We start from the raw sequence: 18,338 nt of genomic DNA, 5'->3' as shown, positions 1-18,338 counted from the left end.
TTCGATCGATGGCCACCGTAGCCACGCCGCTCATCGAAGCCGAAGGCCTGTCGATATCCTTTAACGGCAGCGCCGCGCTGTCGGGCGTCGACTTCGATGTCGCGGCGGGCGAGATACACGCGCTCGTCGGCGAAAATGGCGCGGGCAAGTCGAGCTTGATGAAGATCCTGGGCGGCCTCTACACGCCGGACGCGGGCAGCATCCGCGTGCGCGGCGAAGCAACGCGTCTTGCCAGCGTGAACGATGCGGCGCTCGCGGGCGTCGCCATCATTCATCAGGAATTGAATCTGGTCGACACCTTGTCGGCGGTCGACAACATCTTTCTTGGCAAGGAACTGCGTACACGTTTCGGCTTTCCGGATCGGCGCGCGATGCATGCGGCGGCAACTAAGGTCCTCGCGCAACTTGGCTTTCGTGTGCCGCCGAGTGCGCTCGTGGGCACGCTGCGCGTAGGCGAGAAGCAACTCGTCGAGATTGCGAAGGCTTTGCTTGCCGATGCTCGCGTGCTCATCATGGACGAGCCCACGTCCGCGCTATCCGATACCGAGACGCAGGCGCTGCTCACCCTCACACGCGATCTGCGCGAGCGCGGCATGGGTATCGTGCTGATCAGCCATCGGCTTGGCGAAGTGTTCGCGGTGGCGGATCGAGTGACCGTATTGCGCGATGGCCGGCGCATCGCGACCTTGCAGATGCCACAGGTCGAATCGTCGGCGGCGCTGGTCTCGATGATGATCGGCAGGGACTTCGCGCCACCCGAGCGCAGCGAAGCCGAAGCGCCGCGTGAGCGGGCGTGCGCCCTCCATGTGTGCAACCTGACGCTCTGGAATGCGGCTCGCGCGCTCGTGGCGGGCGTGTCGTTCGCGGTGCAGGAAGGCGAGGTGTTCGGCATCTCGGGGCTGCTCGGCGCGGGCAAGACCGAGATACTGGAAGCGATCTTCGGTGTGTCGCCGTATCGTCGCGATGGAGAGATACGCGCAGCCGGTCATGCTCATGCATTCGATTCACCCGATCGCGCGGCCGCGGCGGGGCTGGCCTTCGTCACCGAAGACCGCAAGAAAGACGGCCTCGTGCTCGATCAGTCGCTCGAGGCGAACCTGCTGTTGCCCTCGCTTTCGCGCGCACCGGGCTTTCCGTTTTATCGACGCGGCAAGCTACATGCATGGGCCGATGCGCAGGCGCACGCTTCGAACGTCAAGCATCGCAGTCTCGCGCAGGATGCGAGCACCTTGTCGGGCGGCAATCAGCAGAAGCTCATCATCGGTAAATGGCTGATGACGAAGCCGCGTCTTCTTTTGCTCGATGAACCGACGCGTGGCGTCGATGTAGCAGCGAAAGCCGAGATCTATCGCCAGATTCTCGCCGCCGCGCGCGAAGGCGTCACGGTGATCGTGGCGAGTTCGGAGATCGACGAACTCATGCTGCTTAGCGACCGCATTCTCGTCATGTGCGAAGGACGCGCTCGCGGAATTTTGCCGCGCGAGCAATTTTCAGTCGATGCACTCGTCAGGATGGCGTCGCCCTGACGGCATTTTGAATGCCAAATGCTGGGATGCCGAATGCAAAACGCAACATGCAAAACGGAGAAGGACACCATGCTGCACGCCCGGGACCAAATCGCCGAGCCGGTGACCACCGCGCGCCAGCGGCGCCTGAGCGCATTGCTGACTTACCTCAAGTATTACCTCGGTTTGATTGTGTTGCTCGTGGTCGGTGCGTTCACGTCGCCTCACGCGGCCGATGGCAGCAATATCTTTTTGTCCAGCGCGAACATCTCCGACGTGTTTCGCCAGGTGGCGAACGTAGGCGTGATTTCCATCGGCATGACGCTCGTCATCATCACGGCGGGAATCGATCTCTCGGTGGGCGCGATCATGGGTCTCGGCAGCGTGCTCACGGCCATGCTGCTCACCACGGACGCCTGGAATCGCGCGGTGTCGGCATCCATAATTTTGAATGCAATCGCGGTCTTTGCGATCGCGCTCGCCGCGATGAACGTCGTCCGCGGCTTCAGGCGTGCTCGCGGCGCGCCCGCCACGCAGGCACCGCTCACGATGGACCTCGGCATAGCGCTCGTCGTGGCGGCTTTTGCATGCGCCTATATTGCGTTACATGGCGGGCATCGCATGCCGCTTATAGCCGTGCTCTGGATCGTGCCGCTCGCGGGCTTCACGCTCGGCGCGCTCAATGGCTGGATCATCACGCGTGGCCGCATGCAGCCGTTCATCGTCACGCTCGCCGCGATGGTCGGTGTGCTAGGCGCGGCGCGACTTATCGCCGGGCAAGACACCGCCGTGTATTCGATTTACAGCGGCAGCAATGCCACCACCGATATCGAAGCGCTGCGCGCGCTGCTCTTCGACATCGTTCCCGTGCCCGCGCTGTTTTTTTTGGCGATCGCGCTGGTCGTCGGCTTCGTGATGAATCGCACGATCTTCGGCAAGTATTTGTATGCAATCGGCGGCAACGAGAAGTGCGCCGTCGTCTCCGGCCTGAACGTGGGACGCCACAAGATGGCGGCGTATGCCATCTCGGGCATGCTCTCGGCGCTCGTTGGCGTTTTGTATGCAGCGCAGTATCGACAGGGCAAGGCCGATGCCGGAATGGGCTGGGAACTGGATGCAATCGCCGCCGTGGTGATAGGCGGGACGAGTCTTTCCGGCGGCGTAGGACGCGTCTCGGGCACCGTGGCGGGCGTGCTGATCTTCGGCTTTTTGAGCAATATCCTTCTGCTCAATAGCATCGACAGCAACACGCAGCTTGTGCTGAAGGGCTTGATTATCGTGATAGCGGTATTTTTACAACAGACCGACGTCGGGCGGCGGCGCGGCTGGCTTAAGCGCCTCGTGCGCCGGTCTTGAATACTGCGCTCAGATGTCGAACGCAATACCCCGCGCCCGCAACTGCCGCATGCCGCTCGCCAGATGCGCCCGCGCGCTCTGCGCATCGCCCGCGCGCATTTGCTCGTAGGCGGCCTGCGCTACCTCATGCGGCACGGGCTTGAGCGGGCGCTGCGTGTTCATCGCACGGAGCTGCACTTCGGCCGCGCGCTCGAGGTAGTAGAGATCGTCCCAGGCCTCGGCGATGCTCGCGCCCGCCACCATCACGCCATGATTCTTGAGGAAGAGGATGTCCGCGTTGCCCATTGCCGCCGCGATACGGTCGCCCTCCGTTGCATCGAGTGCGAGGCCGTTGTAGTGCTCATCCACGGCCGTGCGGCCGTAGAACTTCAGCGCCGTCTGCCCAAGCCACAGGAGCGGCGGCCCTTCGAGCAGGCAGAGCGCGGTCGCGCTCGGCATGTGTGTGTGGAATGCGGCCTTCACGCGCGGCATCAGCCGATGCAGTCTTGCATGAATAAAGAATGCAGTTGCCTCGGGCTGGCCTTCACCGTCGATCACATTGCCGTCGAAGTCGCAGATCAGCAGATGCGACGCCGTGATTTCGTTAAAGGCATAGCCGTAGGGATTAACCAGAAAAAGGTCGTCGTGCCCTGGCACTGTCGCGGAAAAATGATTGCATACGCCCTCCTCCAGCCCGTGCAGCGCGGCTAAGCGGAAACACGCCGCGAGTTCGCAGCGAGCCTCGGCGATAGCGGGTGTATCGAGCCGATGCGCAAGCGCTAAAGCGGCTGTACCGGTGACAAGCGTATGAGCCATTGCATGTGGTCTTCTGTCTGAACGTTTTCTGCCTATAAAAACGGCATTTCCTTAAGCAACATCGGCAAATTGGTCCGTATGCGAAGGGCAATCAGGAAAAATCGCCCGTTATGACGCGCGTATGACCATAACCTTAGCAAAAACGCGTATTGGAAAAAAACTCTTTGGCGTGGTAAAAATCTATGCCGCTCGAAATTAAGGGCGCATTTTCAACGTAACTTGTCTCAATAGGGTTTGGACAAATGGCAACAGGTACTGTTAAGTGGTTCAACGATGCAAAGGGTTTTGGTTTCATCACGCCGGATGACGGCGGCGAAGACCTGTTTGCACATTTCTCCGAAATCCAGTCAAAGGGTTTCAAGTCGCTCCAGGAGAACCAGAAGGTGAGCTTCGAAGTCAAGCAAGGCCCTAAGGGCAAGCAAGCTTCGACGATCCAGCCGCTGTAATAGCTGCTGATCTCGCCTTAGCGCAGGAACGGCCCTTCGGGGCCGTTTTTCATTGGAAACGCCACAAAATCTTAGGCGCGTCGCCGTCAGTTTTCTTAATAACTCAGTAGAATCAGCGCCAGCCGACGCGAGCCTTGGAAGTTCGCCTCACCTGCCCAAAAATCCATCCTCGTTACTTGCGTGAACTCGCGAAGCAATCGACAAATCGGCCGCGTATCGACGCGGTACACAACAAATGCATTGCTCGCGCTGCTGTGGTTTTTGACCGCAAGCGCCTACGCCGAAGGCTATGTGCCAAACGCTCGCGCCGCGCGCTTCGTCAATGCAATCGTCATGAACGACTTCCATACCGCGCAGGCAGGCGGCGGATATGTGTTTTCTTACGACAAGCAGGACACGGAAGCCACACTCGAAGCGAAGCTCGACCGTTGGCTGTCGGGCGCCGATCCCAATGCCATCGGCATGGAACCGGCCGAGAAACAGACGCTCTTCAGCTTCTATTGGGCCGCAAGCATGATGCCCGCGAACGGTGCCTGCTTCACCGACATGGCAAACCCCGCCTGCGGCACGGATTTGTCGAAGTGGATGGCGCGCGAACTCGGCGACGATCCGCGCTTCGTGCGTGCTTATGAAGCCGCGAAGAAACCGCTCGGCCTGCCGCCGCTTCAAACCGGCGGGCATTGAGCGGCTTTGACGGCGCTGATCGCAAAGCGTGCACGCGCGCATCACCCGCCCACGCGATTTTTGCCGCCACGCTGGCCAACACCGAAAGCGCACCCAGGGTTTCGAGCAAGGCATCGATCATGGCGGCTCTCCCATCGAGTAAACGGACGCATCAGGACCGATGCGCCAACATCGGGCCGTACGTTCGTATAAAGAATGCGATCGTGATGCCAGCGCTCACCAGCATCGTACCGGCGCGAATCACAGCGGGCGGCGCGCGGCGTCCCACTTGCGCGCCGCCGTATCCACCTGCAATGGCAGCGACGAGCATCGCGATCGTTTCCGGCCAACGCACCGCTTGTGCCGCCGCGAAGGTCAGCACCGCGACCGAATTCGCCGCGCTCACGAGCAAAGTGCGTGGCGCGTTGAGGCTTTTGAGGTCGCGCGAGTCGAAAAGGCCCCACGCAGCCATCATCATGATCCCCACTCCGCCGCCAAAGTAGCCGCCATAGACGCCAAGCACGAATTGAATCGACAACACCGCACCCGCGCCGATACGAAACCGCCGTCGCAATACCTCACCGAATTTGCGGCCGAATGCCAGCGCAAGGCTCGCGCACAACAAGAGCCACGGCAGGACAAACGAAAAGGTTTTGGAAGAGGTACAGAGCAAGAGCGCCGCGCCCGCCAAGCCGCCGATAAGCGTCACGACGAGCATCTCGCGGATCGCGACCGAGCCGACTGGCGCGAGGCCATCACGATACGCCCACGCGCTCACCAGGCCGCCTGGAAACAGCGCGACCGTGGACGACGCATTCGCCTGAACCGGTGGCAAGCCCGCGGCGATCAGGGCGGGCAGACTGACGAACGAGCCGCCACCGGCAAGCGCGTTCATCGCTCCCGCCAGAAAGCCCGCGCCAATGACGATGAGAAGAGGTTCCATCGCCCGATGCTAGCGTTGCGTGAGCGCGCATACAATCTGGCTTTTCCAATGAGAGACTTCGGCTCAACCGAAGCGACCGGAGACAAACATGCGCTTCGACCTGACCGACATGCGGCTTTTTCTGACCGTGATCGAGCGTGGCAGCATTACGGCGGGCGCGCAGGCCATGCATCTCGCGCTGGCATCGGCGAGTGAGCGCATCGCGGGCATGGAGTCCGCGCTCGGCGCGTCACTCTTCGAACGCAATCGACGCGGCGTGCAGACCACTGCCGCAGGCGATGCCTTCGCGCGCCATGCACGGATGATCCTTGCTCAAGTCGAGCAGATGCGCGGCGAGTTGCGCACTTATGCAACAGGTCTCAAAGGACGCATCAGGTTGCTGTCGAATACCGCTGCGCTCGCGGCGTTTCTGCCGCCGCGGCTTGCGCGCTTCCTTGCGGCTTATCCCGATCTTTCCATCGATCTCGATGAACGGCCTAGCGCCGACATCGTGCAAGCCATAGCGGAAGGACGTGCGGATCTGGGCATCGTCGCGGACTTCACGGACCTCGGCAATCTGCAGACGCATCTCGTGGCGGAAGATCAGCTTGTGGTGATGATGAATCGTGCGCATCGCATGGCGAATCAGCACGCAGTGGCCTTTGCGGAGATTGTCGGCGATGCATATGTCGGTCTTGCCGACGCCGCGCTCGAAATGCATCTCGCCGAACGCGCGTCGCGGCTCGGACGCCAGCTTGAATACCGCATTCATATGCGCAGTATCGACAACGTGGCGATGCTAGTGGAAGCGGGCATTGGCTTGGCGATTCTGTCGCAAGCATCCGCAGAGCTCGTTCGAAGGCCGGGTCTTGCCGTCGTGCCGCTTTCCGAACCGTGGGCAACGCGGCGCCTGCATCTGTGCGCACGCGCCTTCGATGCGCTCACGCCGCACGCGTCACTTCTCGCGCAGCAACTGATGTTGCATACGTAATGCATTAACCTAGGCGCAATCCTTGCGCATGCTTGCAGTAGGTTGTCTGATTCTTGCAGACAGCCGCTTGAAGGAGGTCATCATGAGAAATCATCGCAACGGTATGCCGTGGCGCATTGCAATGGCGTTCGTCGTCGGCACGGCAAGCCTTGCCCTCACCACAGCCGCGCAGGCCGACAATCGCGCGGCGCAGAAGCTCGGGCAGATCGGCGTTATCAATCAGTCGCTTCAACCGAAGCAGCCGAAGTCGTCGCCGGGATACTCGAACGGGCAAGCGAATTCCGCGAATGCCGCAAACGCGGCGAATACCGCTAATACGCCCACCCCTGTCACCGGCGGACCACATGTTCTGCCGGGTACGGGTGGCACGCCGCCATCCAGATGATTGAGGCACATTTCCCGGGCTCTCAATGCGGCTCCCCTTTATCATGAGCGATGCGATCAATCGGAAGTGGGAGCCTGGGGAGCCTTTTTGCAATGAATCTACGGGGACTGCAATGCTTTATCGTGCTAGCTGAAGAACTGAACTTCAGCCGCGCGGCCGAGCGTTTGCATATCGCGCAGCCTGCGTTAAGCCAGCAGATTCGCGCGCTAGAGGAACGCCTTGGCAGTCAGCTCGTCGATCGTGGAAGCCGTCCCTTGCGGCTTACCGAAGCGGGCAGTTATTTTTATACCGAAGCGCGCCAGATTCTCGACCATTGCGAACAAGCGACGCAAGGCGTGCGGGCGATCGATGCTGGCACGCATGGCTGGCTCTCCGTCGGCTTTACGCGTTCGGCGATGTACAGCGTCTTACCGCCCGCGTTGAAGGCCTTCCATGCGGCTTATCCGAAGGTCGAACTCAAGCTCTTCGAGATGCTCACCGAGGAGCAAGCCGATGCACTGCGCGATGCACGCATTCATATCGGCATTGGCAGACAAGCACCCGAACGTCCTGGCTGCACGAGACGCATCCTGCTGCATGAGCGCGTGATGGCGGTTCTGCCCGTCGATCATGCGCTTGCCGCACGTGACAGCGTGCGCGTGGATGACCTCGCGACATCGCCGCTCATTGTCTATCCGAAGCATCCGGCTGCGCAGTTTCCGCGCTTCATCGCCACGCTCTATCGCGACGCCGGCATCACGCCCATTGTCGGACATGAAGCCTACGAGATACAGACCGCGATTGCACTCGTGGCCGCGGGCCTTGGCGTAACGTATGTCGGTGAATCGGTGGCGCGGCATGGGCGCGCCGATGTCGTCTGCAAGCATCTCACGGGACCGGGCGCGAGTCAGATCACATCGTTGACAGCGAGCTTTCGTGAAGATGACAGCTCGCCGCATCTGCAAGCGTTTCTCGCTTGCCTGCCGAACGAAGCTCACGCTGACAGCGCGCTATAAGCTAAAACGCATAGAAGCATGCGCAATCCGTGTTGGACGGAGGACAGCGTACGTTCCTATCATGTCCCTTGCGCTCTGCAAACAGGAGCGCGGATTGCAAAGACGCCTGCATCGAGCAAGCGCGGCATGGAGACGACATGATTCAGCCAACGAACGCAGCAATAGCCACGAGCGATTCCCCTATAGCGAAAGCGACCATGGCCAAGGTGTATCGCCGCCTGATGCCGTTGCTCTTCGCGATGATGTTCTTCAACTATCTCGACCGCATCAACATCGGCTTTGCAGCGCTCGATATGAATCGCGCGCTGAACTTCAGTCCAGCGGTTTTCGGCTTTGCGGGCAGCGTGTTCTTCGTCGGCTACATGCTGCTCGAAGTGCCAAGCAACTTGCTCCTGCATAAGGTCGGCGCGCGACGCTGGCTTGCACGTATTCTGATCACATGGGGCGCGGTCGCGGCGGCCACTGCGTTCGTCTTCAACGATACGACCTTCTACACCGTACGCTTTCTGCTCGGCGTGATGGAAGCAGGTTTTTTGCCGGGCGTCGCCGTGTATTTGACCAAGTGGTTCCCCGAACGTTATCGGGCGCGTGCAGTGGGCGGCTATATCATCGCAGGCTCGTTTTCAGCGGTGCTGGGTGGACCGATCTCAACGACGCTCATGACCTACGGCAACGACATTCTCGGTCTGCAAGGCTGGCAGTGGATGTTCATTTGCGAAGGCGTGCCCGCCATTCTTCTCGGCATCATCACGTTGCGCGTGATGCAGGAACGTCCCGCCGATGCCGACTGGCTCACCGCTGAAGAAAAGCACTGGCTCGAAGGCACGCTCGAAACGGAACGCGCGGCGCTTGGTGGCAGCGGTCATGTTTCGATGTGGCGTGTAGCCGCCGATATTCGCGTGTGGAGCCTTGCATGTCTCTTCGGCTGCGCGCTCGTTGGCATCTATGGACTCTTTCTTTGGCTGCCGCAAATCGTGAAGAGCCTCGGCCATCTGTCGAATATCGAAGTGGGCTTTCTTTCTGCTGCACCTCCGCTCTTCGGCGTGCTCGGCACCTTTCTCATCAGCCGCAGTTCTGACCGCACGGGCGACCGCAAGAAGCATCTGGCCTTCGTCTATGGCATGAGCGCCGTCGCTATTGCAGGAAGCGCTTACGCGCCCTCGCCGATCATTGCTTATGCGCTTCTGTGCGTGACTGGCCTCTTCATCTATGCGGGCAATCCGTTGTTCTGGAGTCTTGCTGCCTCGTTTCGCACGGGTGCGGCAGGCGCGGCGACCATTGCGCTCATCAATACCATCGCGCAGTTTGGCGGTCTCGTGGGACCGTGGAGCATCGGGCTCGTGCGCAACGCAACGGGCAGCTTCAAGTTCGCGCTCGTCACCATCGCCGCGTTTCTCGTGGTCGCGACGATCATCGCGCTCGTGATGCGTGTACGTCCGCCAGAAGACGAAGCCAGTACCACGCCTCGCCGCGCCCAACAAACGCTTTAAACATCGCGAGACTCATTCCATGATCATCGATTGTCACGGTCACTACACCACGTCACCGCCAGAACACGAAACCTGGCGTACGAAGCAGATCGCCGCGCTGAAGGACGGCGTGCCCGTGCCGCCTCGTCCATCGATCAGCGACGACCAGATACGCGAAACCATCCAAAACGGGCAATTACGCGTGCAGGGCGGACGCGGTATAGACCTCACGATTTTCTCGCCGCGTGCGGCCGGCATGGGCCACCATCTCGGCGATGCAAGCGCCAACGAAGCATGGTCGAAGGAATGCAACGACCTCATTCATCGCGTGGTGTCGCTGTTCCCGCGGCAATTCATCGGCGTATGTCAGTTGCCTCAGGCACCGGGCGTCGATCCTGCAAATTGCATTGCCGAGCTGCGACGCTGTGTCGAAGAGATGGGCTTCATCGGCTGCAATCTCAATCCCGATCCTTCGGGCGGCCACTGGTCCGGTTTGCCGATGACCGACCGCCACTGGTATCCGCTCTACGAAGCGCTCGTCGAACTCGACGTGCCTGCGATGATCCACGTGTCGTCATCGTGCAATCCCAACTTTCATGCGACGGGCGCGCACTACATCAACGGCGATACCTCGGTGTTCATGCAGTTGCTGGCGGGTAATCTCTTCAAGGACTTTCCGACGCTGAAGTTCATCATTCCGCACGGCGGCGGCGCGGTGCCGTATCACTGGGGACGTTATCGCGGGCTGGCGCAAGACATGAAGCAGCCGCGTCTCGATGAGCATTTGCTCAACAACGTGTTCTTCGATACCTGCGTTTATCACCAGCCTGGCGCCGAGTTGCTTGCCAAGGTCATTCCGGCGAAGAACATCCTTTTCGCTTCGGAGACGATCGGCGCGGTGCAGGGTATCGATCCAGAAACGGGTCATCACTACGACGATACGCGCCGCTATATCGACGGCATTGCATGGCTCGCGGATGAAGACCGGCAGCGTATCTTCGAGCACAACGCGCGCACTGTCTATGCGCGTCTCGATTCACAAATCGCACGTCAAAGCTCACGGCAAGGAGTCTCGCAATGAACGCCCCCGGATGGCGGCAGAATGAATCTGCCGCGCAGGCAAGTCCCGAAGTGCTCGCGGCATTGAAGTCGCTTGCGGTATCGCTTCTCTCCGACAGCATGGCTCGCAGTTCGGGCACGATAGGGCTCACGCCTTATCATCGGCCAAACACGCTGGCGGGCACGGCTGTCACGGTGCGCACGCGGCCCGGCGACAATCTGATGATTCATCGCGCGTTCGACTTTTGCCGCCCCGGCGACGTCCTCGTGATCGACGGCGGCGGAGAACTCACGCAAGCGTTGATGGGCGACATCATGTCGAGCTATGCAGAGAGCATCGGCATTGTGGGCCTCGTCATCGACGGCGCGATCCGCGATGTCGCTTCATTGCGTTCGCGCGATTTTCCAGTGTATGCACGCGGCGTGACGCATCGTGGGCCTTATAAGAACGGACCCGGTGAGATCAACGTGCCGGTGACGGTGGGCGGCATGGTCGTGTATCCGGGCGATATCATCGTCGGCGATGAAGACGGCGTGCTCGCCTTCGCACAAGCCGATGCAGCCGATGTGATCGAGCGCGCGCGTCAGACCGAGCAGAAAGAAGCACAGGCTTTGCGATCCATCGCTGAAGGCACGTTCGACCGAAGCTGGATTGCCGCGCAACTCGAACGGTCGATGAAGGGCTGAAACAGCCGGTCGCGATCTTCTATACTCGGGCTCAAGGCCGCCTCATCGCGAAGGCGTCACGTCATGAGTCCATGAAAAAGATCAAACCCGCACTGGCACTGGAACTCGTCGCCAACCTGCTGCTGCCGTGGGTTGCATATCGCCTTGCCCTGCCGCATTGGGGCAACGTCGGCGCGCTCTATGCGTCCGCCGCGCCACCACTTGCATGGAGCCTATTCGAGTTCACGCGCTCACGGCGCGTCGATGCGGTCTCCGTGCTGGTGCTGTTCGGCATTGCTCTCTCTATCGTTTTGCTCGCGCTCGGCGGCAGTCCGCGTATCCTGCTCGTGCGCGAATCGCTTGCGTCGGGCGCGACGGGCGTCGTATTTCTCGTGTCGATGCTGTTCGAGCGTCCACTGATCTTCTATCTCGCGCGCGCAACCGTCGCACGCCAACAGAAAGGCGGTGCCGAGCGTTTCGAGGGTTACTGGCGCGACAGCGCAGCGCTGCGCGGCTCATTGCGACTCATGACGCTCGTCTGGGGCGTTGGACTGTCCATCGAAACGGCGTTGCGGTTCTGGTTAGCGTGGAACTGGCCCGTCGAACGCTACCTCGTCGTCTCGCCTTTCATCAGCTACGCAATCTATGGCAGTCTGCTCGCATGGACGTTCTGGTTTCGGGGACGACTCGTCAATCGGCAGCGTGGAGGCGATCCGTCGCGGGATAGCTTGCTTGGCTGAACGTGCTCGCGCCTGGAATTTTGCATGCCGCATGCTGCATGCCGGCACCATGCATGTTGCATGCAAAACACGATTCCTCCTTTTACCGATGCCCGGACATACCGCCATCAAGATTTTTCCTGTGGCTGCCGTAAACATGTCGGATAACCGCGCAAGACCCCGTACACGCCAGGCCCGCCCCTCGACGGTCTCCTCCGAAATGGCACGATAAGATACGGCAGCGTTCAGAACAGAACCCCGGCCTGCGCCATTGGCACTCGCTTAAACGGAGATTCCGGCGTGTCCAGTCGCCAATCCCTCACTTTCAGAATGACGGCCTTCATCGTGGCCGTCTGTGTCCTGCTGATCGGCACCGACGTGTGGCGCAGCATCGCCGCGCGGCGCGTGCAGCTCGAAGAAATGACCACGGCCACGGCCAACCTCGCGCGCGCCATGGCGCAGCATGCAAACGACACCTTCAAGGAAGCCGATACCACGCTCATCGGCATGGTCGAACGTGTCGAGCAGGAAGGCACCGAACCGGCCGCGCTCGAACGGCTGCATCGCTCGCTCGTGACGCGGGTCGAACAGTTGCCTCAACTCAACGGTCTTTTCATCTACGACAAAAACGGCGCGTGGCTCGTCAACTCGCGCCCGGCGCTCAGCCAACGTTTCAACAATGCCGACCGCGAGTATTTTGAATACCATCGCACGCACACCGGGCGCGGGCCGCATATCGGCTTGCCGGTGAAGAGCCGCTCGTCCGGCAAGTGGATCGTGCCGATATCGCGGCGCATCGATGCGCCCGACGGCAGCTTCGCCGGCGTGGCGCTCGCCACCATCGACGTGGCCTTCTTCTCGCGCTTCTACGACAGTCTCGACCTCGGCCAGGGCGGCGCGGCGGCGCTGGTTTCGAATGACGGCGCGATGATCGTGCGCCGACCGTTCGAGGACCGTTTCGTCGGTAAGAGCATGGTCGACACGACGCTCTTTCGCATGCATCGCGCCGATAGCCGCTCAGGAAGCTTCATAACCAGTTCGTCGCAGGATGGCGTCACGCGTCTGAACAGTTATCGCGAGCTCGAGGATTACCCGCTTTTCGTGGCGGCGGCGCTCTCGCGTGACGAGATCATCGCACCGTGGTGGCGCGACACGCTTTGGCATGCGGCGGTCACCGCATTGCTGGCACTTGCGCTCGCGCTGTTCGGCTTCAAGATCGTGCGGCAGATTACGAGCCGCATCAAGATCGAGCAGGAGCTCGCGCGCAGTCTTGCCACTACCCGAACCGTACTCGATACGGCGATCAACCCGATCATCACCGTCGACGAACGCGGCGCGATTCGCTCGTTCAACACGGCGGGAGAGAAGGTCTTCGGCTATGCCGCGAGCGAACTGATCGGACAGAACATCCGCCTGCTCGTGCCGCCGGCCTGGCTCGAAACGTATAACGAATACATAACGCAATTCACTACGGGCACCGGCGTGCCCACGGCGAATGGCGAACTCGCCGGACTTCGCAAGGACGGCACGTCGTTCCCCGCTCATGTCTCCACGGGCGCGATGCAACTAGATGGCGCTTTGCATTTTGTATGCGTCATTACGGACATCTCGCGGCAAAAGAAGGAACGCGGTGAACTCGCCGATGCGCGCGACCAGCTGTTGCTCGCGGCCGATATCGCCGAACTCGGTATCTGGTCATGGGACATAGTTACCGGGCGGCTGCACTGGACGCCGCGCATGTTCGAGATTTACGGCTATCCGCCCGAACTACTCGACCACGGATTGAATATCGAGCACTGGCAGCAGCGCATCCACCCGGACGATCGTGACGCGACGCTGCAAAGTTTGCAGGCGGCCATCGACGGAGCGCCTGTCGTCATGCCACCTTTTCGCATCGTTCTGGCGAATGGCGCGATCCGGCGCATTCAAAGCGGACTGCGCATTCAACGCGATGCGAGCGGCCGCGCCGTCTCGATGACCGGCGTAAATTACGACGTCACCGATCAATACGAACTCGAATACCACCTGCGTCACGCGAAGGAACAGGCCGATGCAGCGAGCGCGGCCAAATCCACCTTCCTCGCCAACATGAGCCACGAGATCCGTACGCCGATGAATGCGGTCCTCGGCATGCTGCATCTGGTGCAACTGACTTCGCTCAATCGTCGTCAGCAAGACTACGTGAGCAAAGCCGAAACCGCGGCCAAGTCGCTCCTCAACCTGCTCAACGACATTCTCGATTATTCGAAGATCGAAGCAGGCAAGCTGCAACTCGACAGTCATCCGTTCGAGCCTGAAAAGCTGATGGAAGAACTCGGCGTCGTACTCTCCGGTAATCAAGGCACGAAGGACGTGGAAGTACTGTTCGACCTCGACCCGGAATTGCCCGACACGCTCTTGGGCGACGGCTTTCGCCTGCAGCAAGTGCTCATCAACCTTGCGGGCAACGCGCTCAAGTTCACGACGGCCGGGCAGATCGTCGTGAGCGTGCACGGCATCGAAGCGGTCAAAGACGCGTCGGTGCGCGTGCGCGTGGCGGTTAGCGATAGCGGCATCGGCATCAGCGCGCTTCAGCTCGAACGCATTTTCGAAGGCTTCACGCAAGCGGAAGCATCGACTACACGCCGTTTCGGCGGCTCCGGGCTAGGACTCGTGATCTGCAAACGGCTCGTCGCGATGATGGGCGGCGAACTGCAGGTAGAGAGCGAAGTGGGCGTGGGCAGCCGCTTCTGGTTCGATATTGAATTCGGCATTCAATCGGCGGTACACAAAATACAAACGGATGACATCGACTTCGATCATCCGGTGCGCCTCCTGATCGCCGACGACAACCCCATCGCGGGCGAAATCCTGTTGCGCACGGTGCGCTCGCTGGGATGGCACGCCGATGTGGTCGAGAGCGGCATCGAAGCCGTGGAACGCATCGGCGATGCGGCACGCGACAACCAGCCTTACGACATCGCCCTGATGGACTGGCGCATGCCAGGGCTCGACGGTTTGAATGCCGCACGCCTGATCCACACGATGAAAGGCCGCGCCGCGCCGCCGCTCGTGTTGCTCGTCACCGCTTTCGGACGCGAAGTGCTGAGGGAAACGCAAGAAGGCGGCGCGCCGCCCTTCGCCGGCTTTTTGACCAAGCCGGTCACGCCCAAGCAACTCGTCGCCGCGATTCACGTGGCAAGATCGAATGCAAACGACAAAGAGGCACTGCCTGTCCCGGTAAGCGCGCCGCGCACGCGGCGTCTCGCCGGACTCGAACTGCTCGTAGTCGAAGACAATGCGCTCAACCGGCAAGTCGCGGAAGGTTTGTTGCGCGCGGAAGGCGCCACCGTGACGCTTGCGGAAAGCGGACGTGAAGGCGTGAATGCCGTGCTCCACGGCAACGCGCGCTTCGACGCCGTTCTGATGGACGTGCAGATGCCCGACCTCGATGGACTCGAAGCCACTCGACTGATACGTGCGGATGGCCGCTTCGGCGCGTTGCCGATTATCGCGATGACGGCGAATGCATCGAATGCGGATCGCGACACCTGTCTCGCTGCGGGCATGAACGATCACGTCGGCAAGCCGATCGATGTCGAGCGGCTGGTGGCAGTGCTCAGTGCACGAGCCGTCGTGGAAGACGCGGCATCGAGTCATGCGGAAGACGATGACATCGTCGAGCCATCCGCGTCGCTGCTCGCGCGATTCGGCGGCAATCATGATCTGATTCGTAACGCGATTGATGGCTTTGGACCACAGACCGCCAAGCATTTGACGCGGCTTGTTGCACGGCTTGCCGCGCGCGATGTTCAGGGCGTGGCTTCGGTACTGCATACGCTTAAGGGTAGCGCGGGCACTGTTGGCGCATCGGCATTGGCGAAGCTCGCTGCGCGGCTCGAAAACGATCTCAAAGCCTCGGACGATACGGCGCGCGCGCTCGCCTCCATCGACGCACAACTCGCGCGCATGCAGCAGTTGCTTGCAACGAGCGTCGAGCGCCTCACGCAGGCATTCCCGCAAAGGCATGCAAGTACGCAAGAGAAGCCGCAAATACAGCCTCTTGCCGACGAAGACTGGCGCGCGCGCCTCAACGACATTGTTGCGTTGCTCGATTCATCGAATCTTCAAGCGATTGCAATGTCCGAGAGTTTGTGGCCGCAAGCGCCGGATGACCAGCGCGTTGCCTTCGAACAATTGCTTGCGCGTGTACGCGCTCTCGACTTTGAGCGCGCATCAAGACTTGCGCGCGACATGCTGGAGCAAAACTGATATGGAAGAGCTTGAGCAATGGCTCATGCATGTGCACCGTCGTCCCAAGCTTGTAATCGCGGACGATCAGCCCGTCAATATTCGCGTGCTGTATGAACTCTTTCGCGACACGTGCGACGTCTTCATGGCGACGAGCGGCGCGCAAGCTATTCAAGTCGCGCAAAACGAACTGCCCGATTTGATTCTGCTCGATGTCGTGATGGACGATCTCGACGGACACGAAGTATGCCGCCGCCTCAAGTCCGATCCGTTGACGCGCGACACACCCATTATCTTTATCACCTCGCAGGATCACGAAGACGACGAAGTCAAAGCGCTCGAACTCGGCGCCGTTGATTTCATCACTAAGCCGATCAATCCTGTCATCACGCGAGCACGCGTGCGCACGCATCTGACGCTCAAGCTGCAAGGCGACCGCTTGCGCGCAAGCGCCCTGCTGGACGGTCTTACCGGTGTCGCTAATCGACGCAAGTTCGATGAAGACTTGCTTGCGGACTGGCGGCATTGCGCACGTGAGAATTCTCCGCTTTCGTTGATCCTGTTGGATGTGGATTACTTCAAGCGCTTCAACGATCACTACGGCCATCAGGCCGGCGATGCTTGTTTAAAGACGATTGCCAAGACTTTGGGGAAGAGTCTGCGCAGGCCCTATGACAAGCTTGCGCGCTATGGCGGCGAAGAGTTCGCGTGCCTCTTGCCCAATACGAATGTCGATGGTGCCAAACTGGTCGCGCAGAAGATGCTGGACGCCGTGCGTGCGTTGGCCATTGCGAATCGCCTTTCGGACGTCGATGAGCATGTGACTTTGTCGGCGGGTGTGGCCGCGGTTTTGCCATCGCGCGAACTGCTGACCTCCGCTGTGCTCATCAAGGCCGCAGACGACGCTCTTTACGAAGCGAAGCGCGCCGGACGTGCGCGCTTCGCTCTTGCACCTTTAGAATAAATCGCAGCGATCACGCATCACGGCCTTCGCGCGAAGCCGCTGGAAACGAATGCACGCTCGCGCCGCCCGGCGATTCACGAAGTGCATTGATTTCCTCTTCGACTTTGCGCGCCGCCGTCAATGCGTTGAGCACGCGAGCCTGCAATACTGCGGGCTTTGCCGGCTTGGCGATGACATCCGCCGCACCGCTATCCAGCGTGCGCTGCTCGATTGCGACATCGCATGCTTCGACGAGTACGACTATCGGCACATGCGGATATGAGGCTTCCAATTGGCTCAAAGTTTCGTCGATACCATTTTCGCAGCAACGTGAATCGAGCACGATCGCGGCGGGCGCATGGCGGCTTGCAAGAACCAGCGCGGATTCGCAATCGGCCACGATATCCAGCGCGCCGATCGCTTCGAGCGCGTCGCGATGCGCGTCGGCTGTATCGTCCGCAAGAATGCCCACGACATAGATGTTCGCTGCCTTGCGTTGAACCTGCGGCGTTGTGTCTGCGCTCACAGTTTGCGTCCGTGCTTCCGTGACTCGGCGGCGCAAGCGCAGTTGAGCACGCACACGTGCCTGCAGGCGTGCAGCAACCAGCGGCTTGATAACGTAGTCGGCCGCGCCCATGCGAAAAGCATCGACCTCTAACGCGGGCGCGTCATGACTCGTCACGAAGATGACGGGCACGTGTGCAAGCTTAGGGTCGCGCTTAAGAACCTCGCAAACGTCGAAGCCCGTCATGTTTGGCAGATTGGCGTCGAGCAAAATCAGGTCGGGGATCGATTGGCGAGCGAGCGTCAAGGCCGCTTCGCCTGTCATGGCAAAGCGCTGATCAGGAAATTCCGCAAGCATTTCGCCCACGATGCGAATCATGGCCGGATCGTCCTCGACGAACAGCAAACGCGGCTGGCGAGAGGATGCAAGGGTGCTGAGCTGATCCATTTTCTGACTGGTATTCATCGGGCGGGCACACTCCACGACGTTACGCCTTGCCTTCAAAAATTCTGGTGTTTGGCAGACGAGTTCATTTGAGAATACAAATTATCCGATATTTCCGCTAAGGCTCAAACCAGCGCTAAAAATTCGTTCACCCGATGCGGTTCCTGAAACCAGCAAGTAAAATGTACGGCGCGTTTTCAACGTTTGCCCTTGCTCCGACAGGGCCGATCAGCAGTGCGCAAGCG

Annotated in this window: 16 protein-coding genes; 13 read left to right on the top strand and 3 right to left on the bottom strand. The window is 60.4% G+C overall.

The annotated features are described in order from the left end of the window. The first annotated feature begins 8 nt into the window (after positions 1-8). Positions 9-1,526: a sugar ABC transporter ATP-binding protein gene (locus LDZ28_RS29695; protein ID WP_244831328.1), complete on the top strand. Its 1,518-nt coding sequence runs from the start codon at positions 9-11 to the stop codon at positions 1,524-1,526. Positions 1,527-1,595: 69 nt separating this feature from the next. Continuing rightward, on the top strand, positions 1,596-2,861 hold the full coding sequence (locus LDZ28_RS29690; RefSeq protein WP_244831327.1) for an ABC transporter permease: 1,266 nt from the start codon (positions 1,596-1,598) through the stop codon (positions 2,859-2,861). A gap of 9 nt (positions 2,862-2,870) precedes the next feature. Here LDZ28_RS29690 and LDZ28_RS29685 read toward each other — a convergent pair whose 3' ends face one another. Beyond that, entirely contained in the window at positions 2,871-3,656 is a 786-nt protein-coding gene (locus LDZ28_RS29685) for an aldolase (protein WP_244831326.1), read from the bottom strand. 242 nt (positions 3,657-3,898) lie between these two features. Here LDZ28_RS29685 and LDZ28_RS29680 point away from each other — a divergent pair, with 242 nt between their 5' ends. Continuing rightward, a complete protein-coding gene (locus LDZ28_RS29680) occupies positions 3,899-4,102 on the top strand; it encodes a cold-shock protein (RefSeq protein WP_008347993.1) in 204 nt (67 codons plus the stop codon). Positions 4,103-4,282: 180 nt separating this feature from the next. Next, entirely contained in the window at positions 4,283-4,786 is a 504-nt protein-coding gene (locus LDZ28_RS29675; RefSeq protein ID WP_244831325.1) for a hypothetical protein, read from the top strand. A 151-nt stretch (positions 4,787-4,937) separates the two neighbouring features. Here LDZ28_RS29675 and LDZ28_RS29670 read toward each other — a convergent pair whose 3' ends face one another. Beyond that, positions 4,938-5,708 (bottom strand): sulfite exporter TauE/SafE family protein, encoded by a 771-nt coding sequence (locus LDZ28_RS29670; protein WP_244831324.1) that lies wholly within the window; start codon positions 5,706-5,708, stop codon positions 4,938-4,940. 88 nt (positions 5,709-5,796) lie between these two features. Here LDZ28_RS29670 and LDZ28_RS29665 point away from each other — a divergent pair, with 88 nt between their 5' ends. From LDZ28_RS29665 to LDZ28_RS29625, 9 genes are all read left to right on the top strand, one after another. After that, positions 5,797-6,678 (top strand): LysR substrate-binding domain-containing protein, encoded by an 882-nt coding sequence (locus LDZ28_RS29665; protein WP_244831323.1) that lies wholly within the window; start codon positions 5,797-5,799, stop codon positions 6,676-6,678. 82 nt (positions 6,679-6,760) lie between these two features. Next, positions 6,761-7,063, top strand: coding sequence for a hypothetical protein (locus tag LDZ28_RS29660; protein ID WP_244831322.1), 303 nt, complete (start codon positions 6,761-6,763; stop codon positions 7,061-7,063). Between the two features lie 92 nt (positions 7,064-7,155). Continuing rightward, complete coding sequence (locus LDZ28_RS29655; RefSeq protein WP_244831321.1) at positions 7,156-8,058, top strand: LysR family transcriptional regulator; 903 nt, start codon at positions 7,156-7,158, stop codon at positions 8,056-8,058. A 137-nt stretch (positions 8,059-8,195) separates the two neighbouring features. Further along, positions 8,196-9,548: an MFS transporter gene (locus tag LDZ28_RS29650; protein WP_244831320.1), complete on the top strand. Its 1,353-nt coding sequence runs from the start codon at positions 8,196-8,198 to the stop codon at positions 9,546-9,548. A 19-nt stretch (positions 9,549-9,567) separates the two neighbouring features. Then, the gene (locus tag LDZ28_RS29645) at positions 9,568-10,608 is read left to right on the top strand and encodes an amidohydrolase family protein (protein WP_244831319.1); all 1,041 of its coding nucleotides are present in this window, start codon (positions 9,568-9,570) and stop codon (positions 10,606-10,608) included. Further along, complete coding sequence (locus LDZ28_RS29640) at positions 10,605-11,273, top strand: RraA family protein (protein WP_244831318.1); 669 nt, start codon at positions 10,605-10,607, stop codon at positions 11,271-11,273. Before LDZ28_RS29645 ends, LDZ28_RS29640 begins: the two co-directional genes overlap by 4 nt. A gap of 71 nt (positions 11,274-11,344) precedes the next feature. Next, entirely contained in the window at positions 11,345-11,992 is a 648-nt protein-coding gene (locus LDZ28_RS29635) for a VC0807 family protein (protein WP_244831317.1), read from the top strand. A 279-nt stretch (positions 11,993-12,271) separates the two neighbouring features. After that, entirely contained in the window at positions 12,272-16,222 is a 3,951-nt protein-coding gene (locus LDZ28_RS29630) for a hybrid sensor histidine kinase/response regulator (protein WP_244831316.1), read from the top strand. A gap of 1 nt (position 16,223) precedes the next feature. Further along, a complete protein-coding gene (locus tag LDZ28_RS29625; protein WP_244831315.1) occupies positions 16,224-17,165 on the top strand; it encodes a diguanylate cyclase domain-containing protein in 942 nt (313 codons plus the stop codon). 10 nt (positions 17,166-17,175) lie between these two features. On the opposite strand, the gene LDZ28_RS29620 is transcribed toward LDZ28_RS29625, so the two are convergent. Then, entirely contained in the window at positions 17,176-18,096 is a 921-nt protein-coding gene (locus LDZ28_RS29620; RefSeq protein ID WP_244831314.1) for a two-component system response regulator, read from the bottom strand. Positions 18,097-18,338 lie beyond the last annotated feature (242 nt).

The sequence above is a fragment of the Caballeronia sp. TF1N1 genome, from assembly GCF_022878925.1.
Lineage (GTDB): Bacteria > Pseudomonadota > Gammaproteobacteria > Burkholderiales > Burkholderiaceae > Caballeronia.
This window is presented reverse-complemented; position numbering and strand designations above follow the sequence as displayed.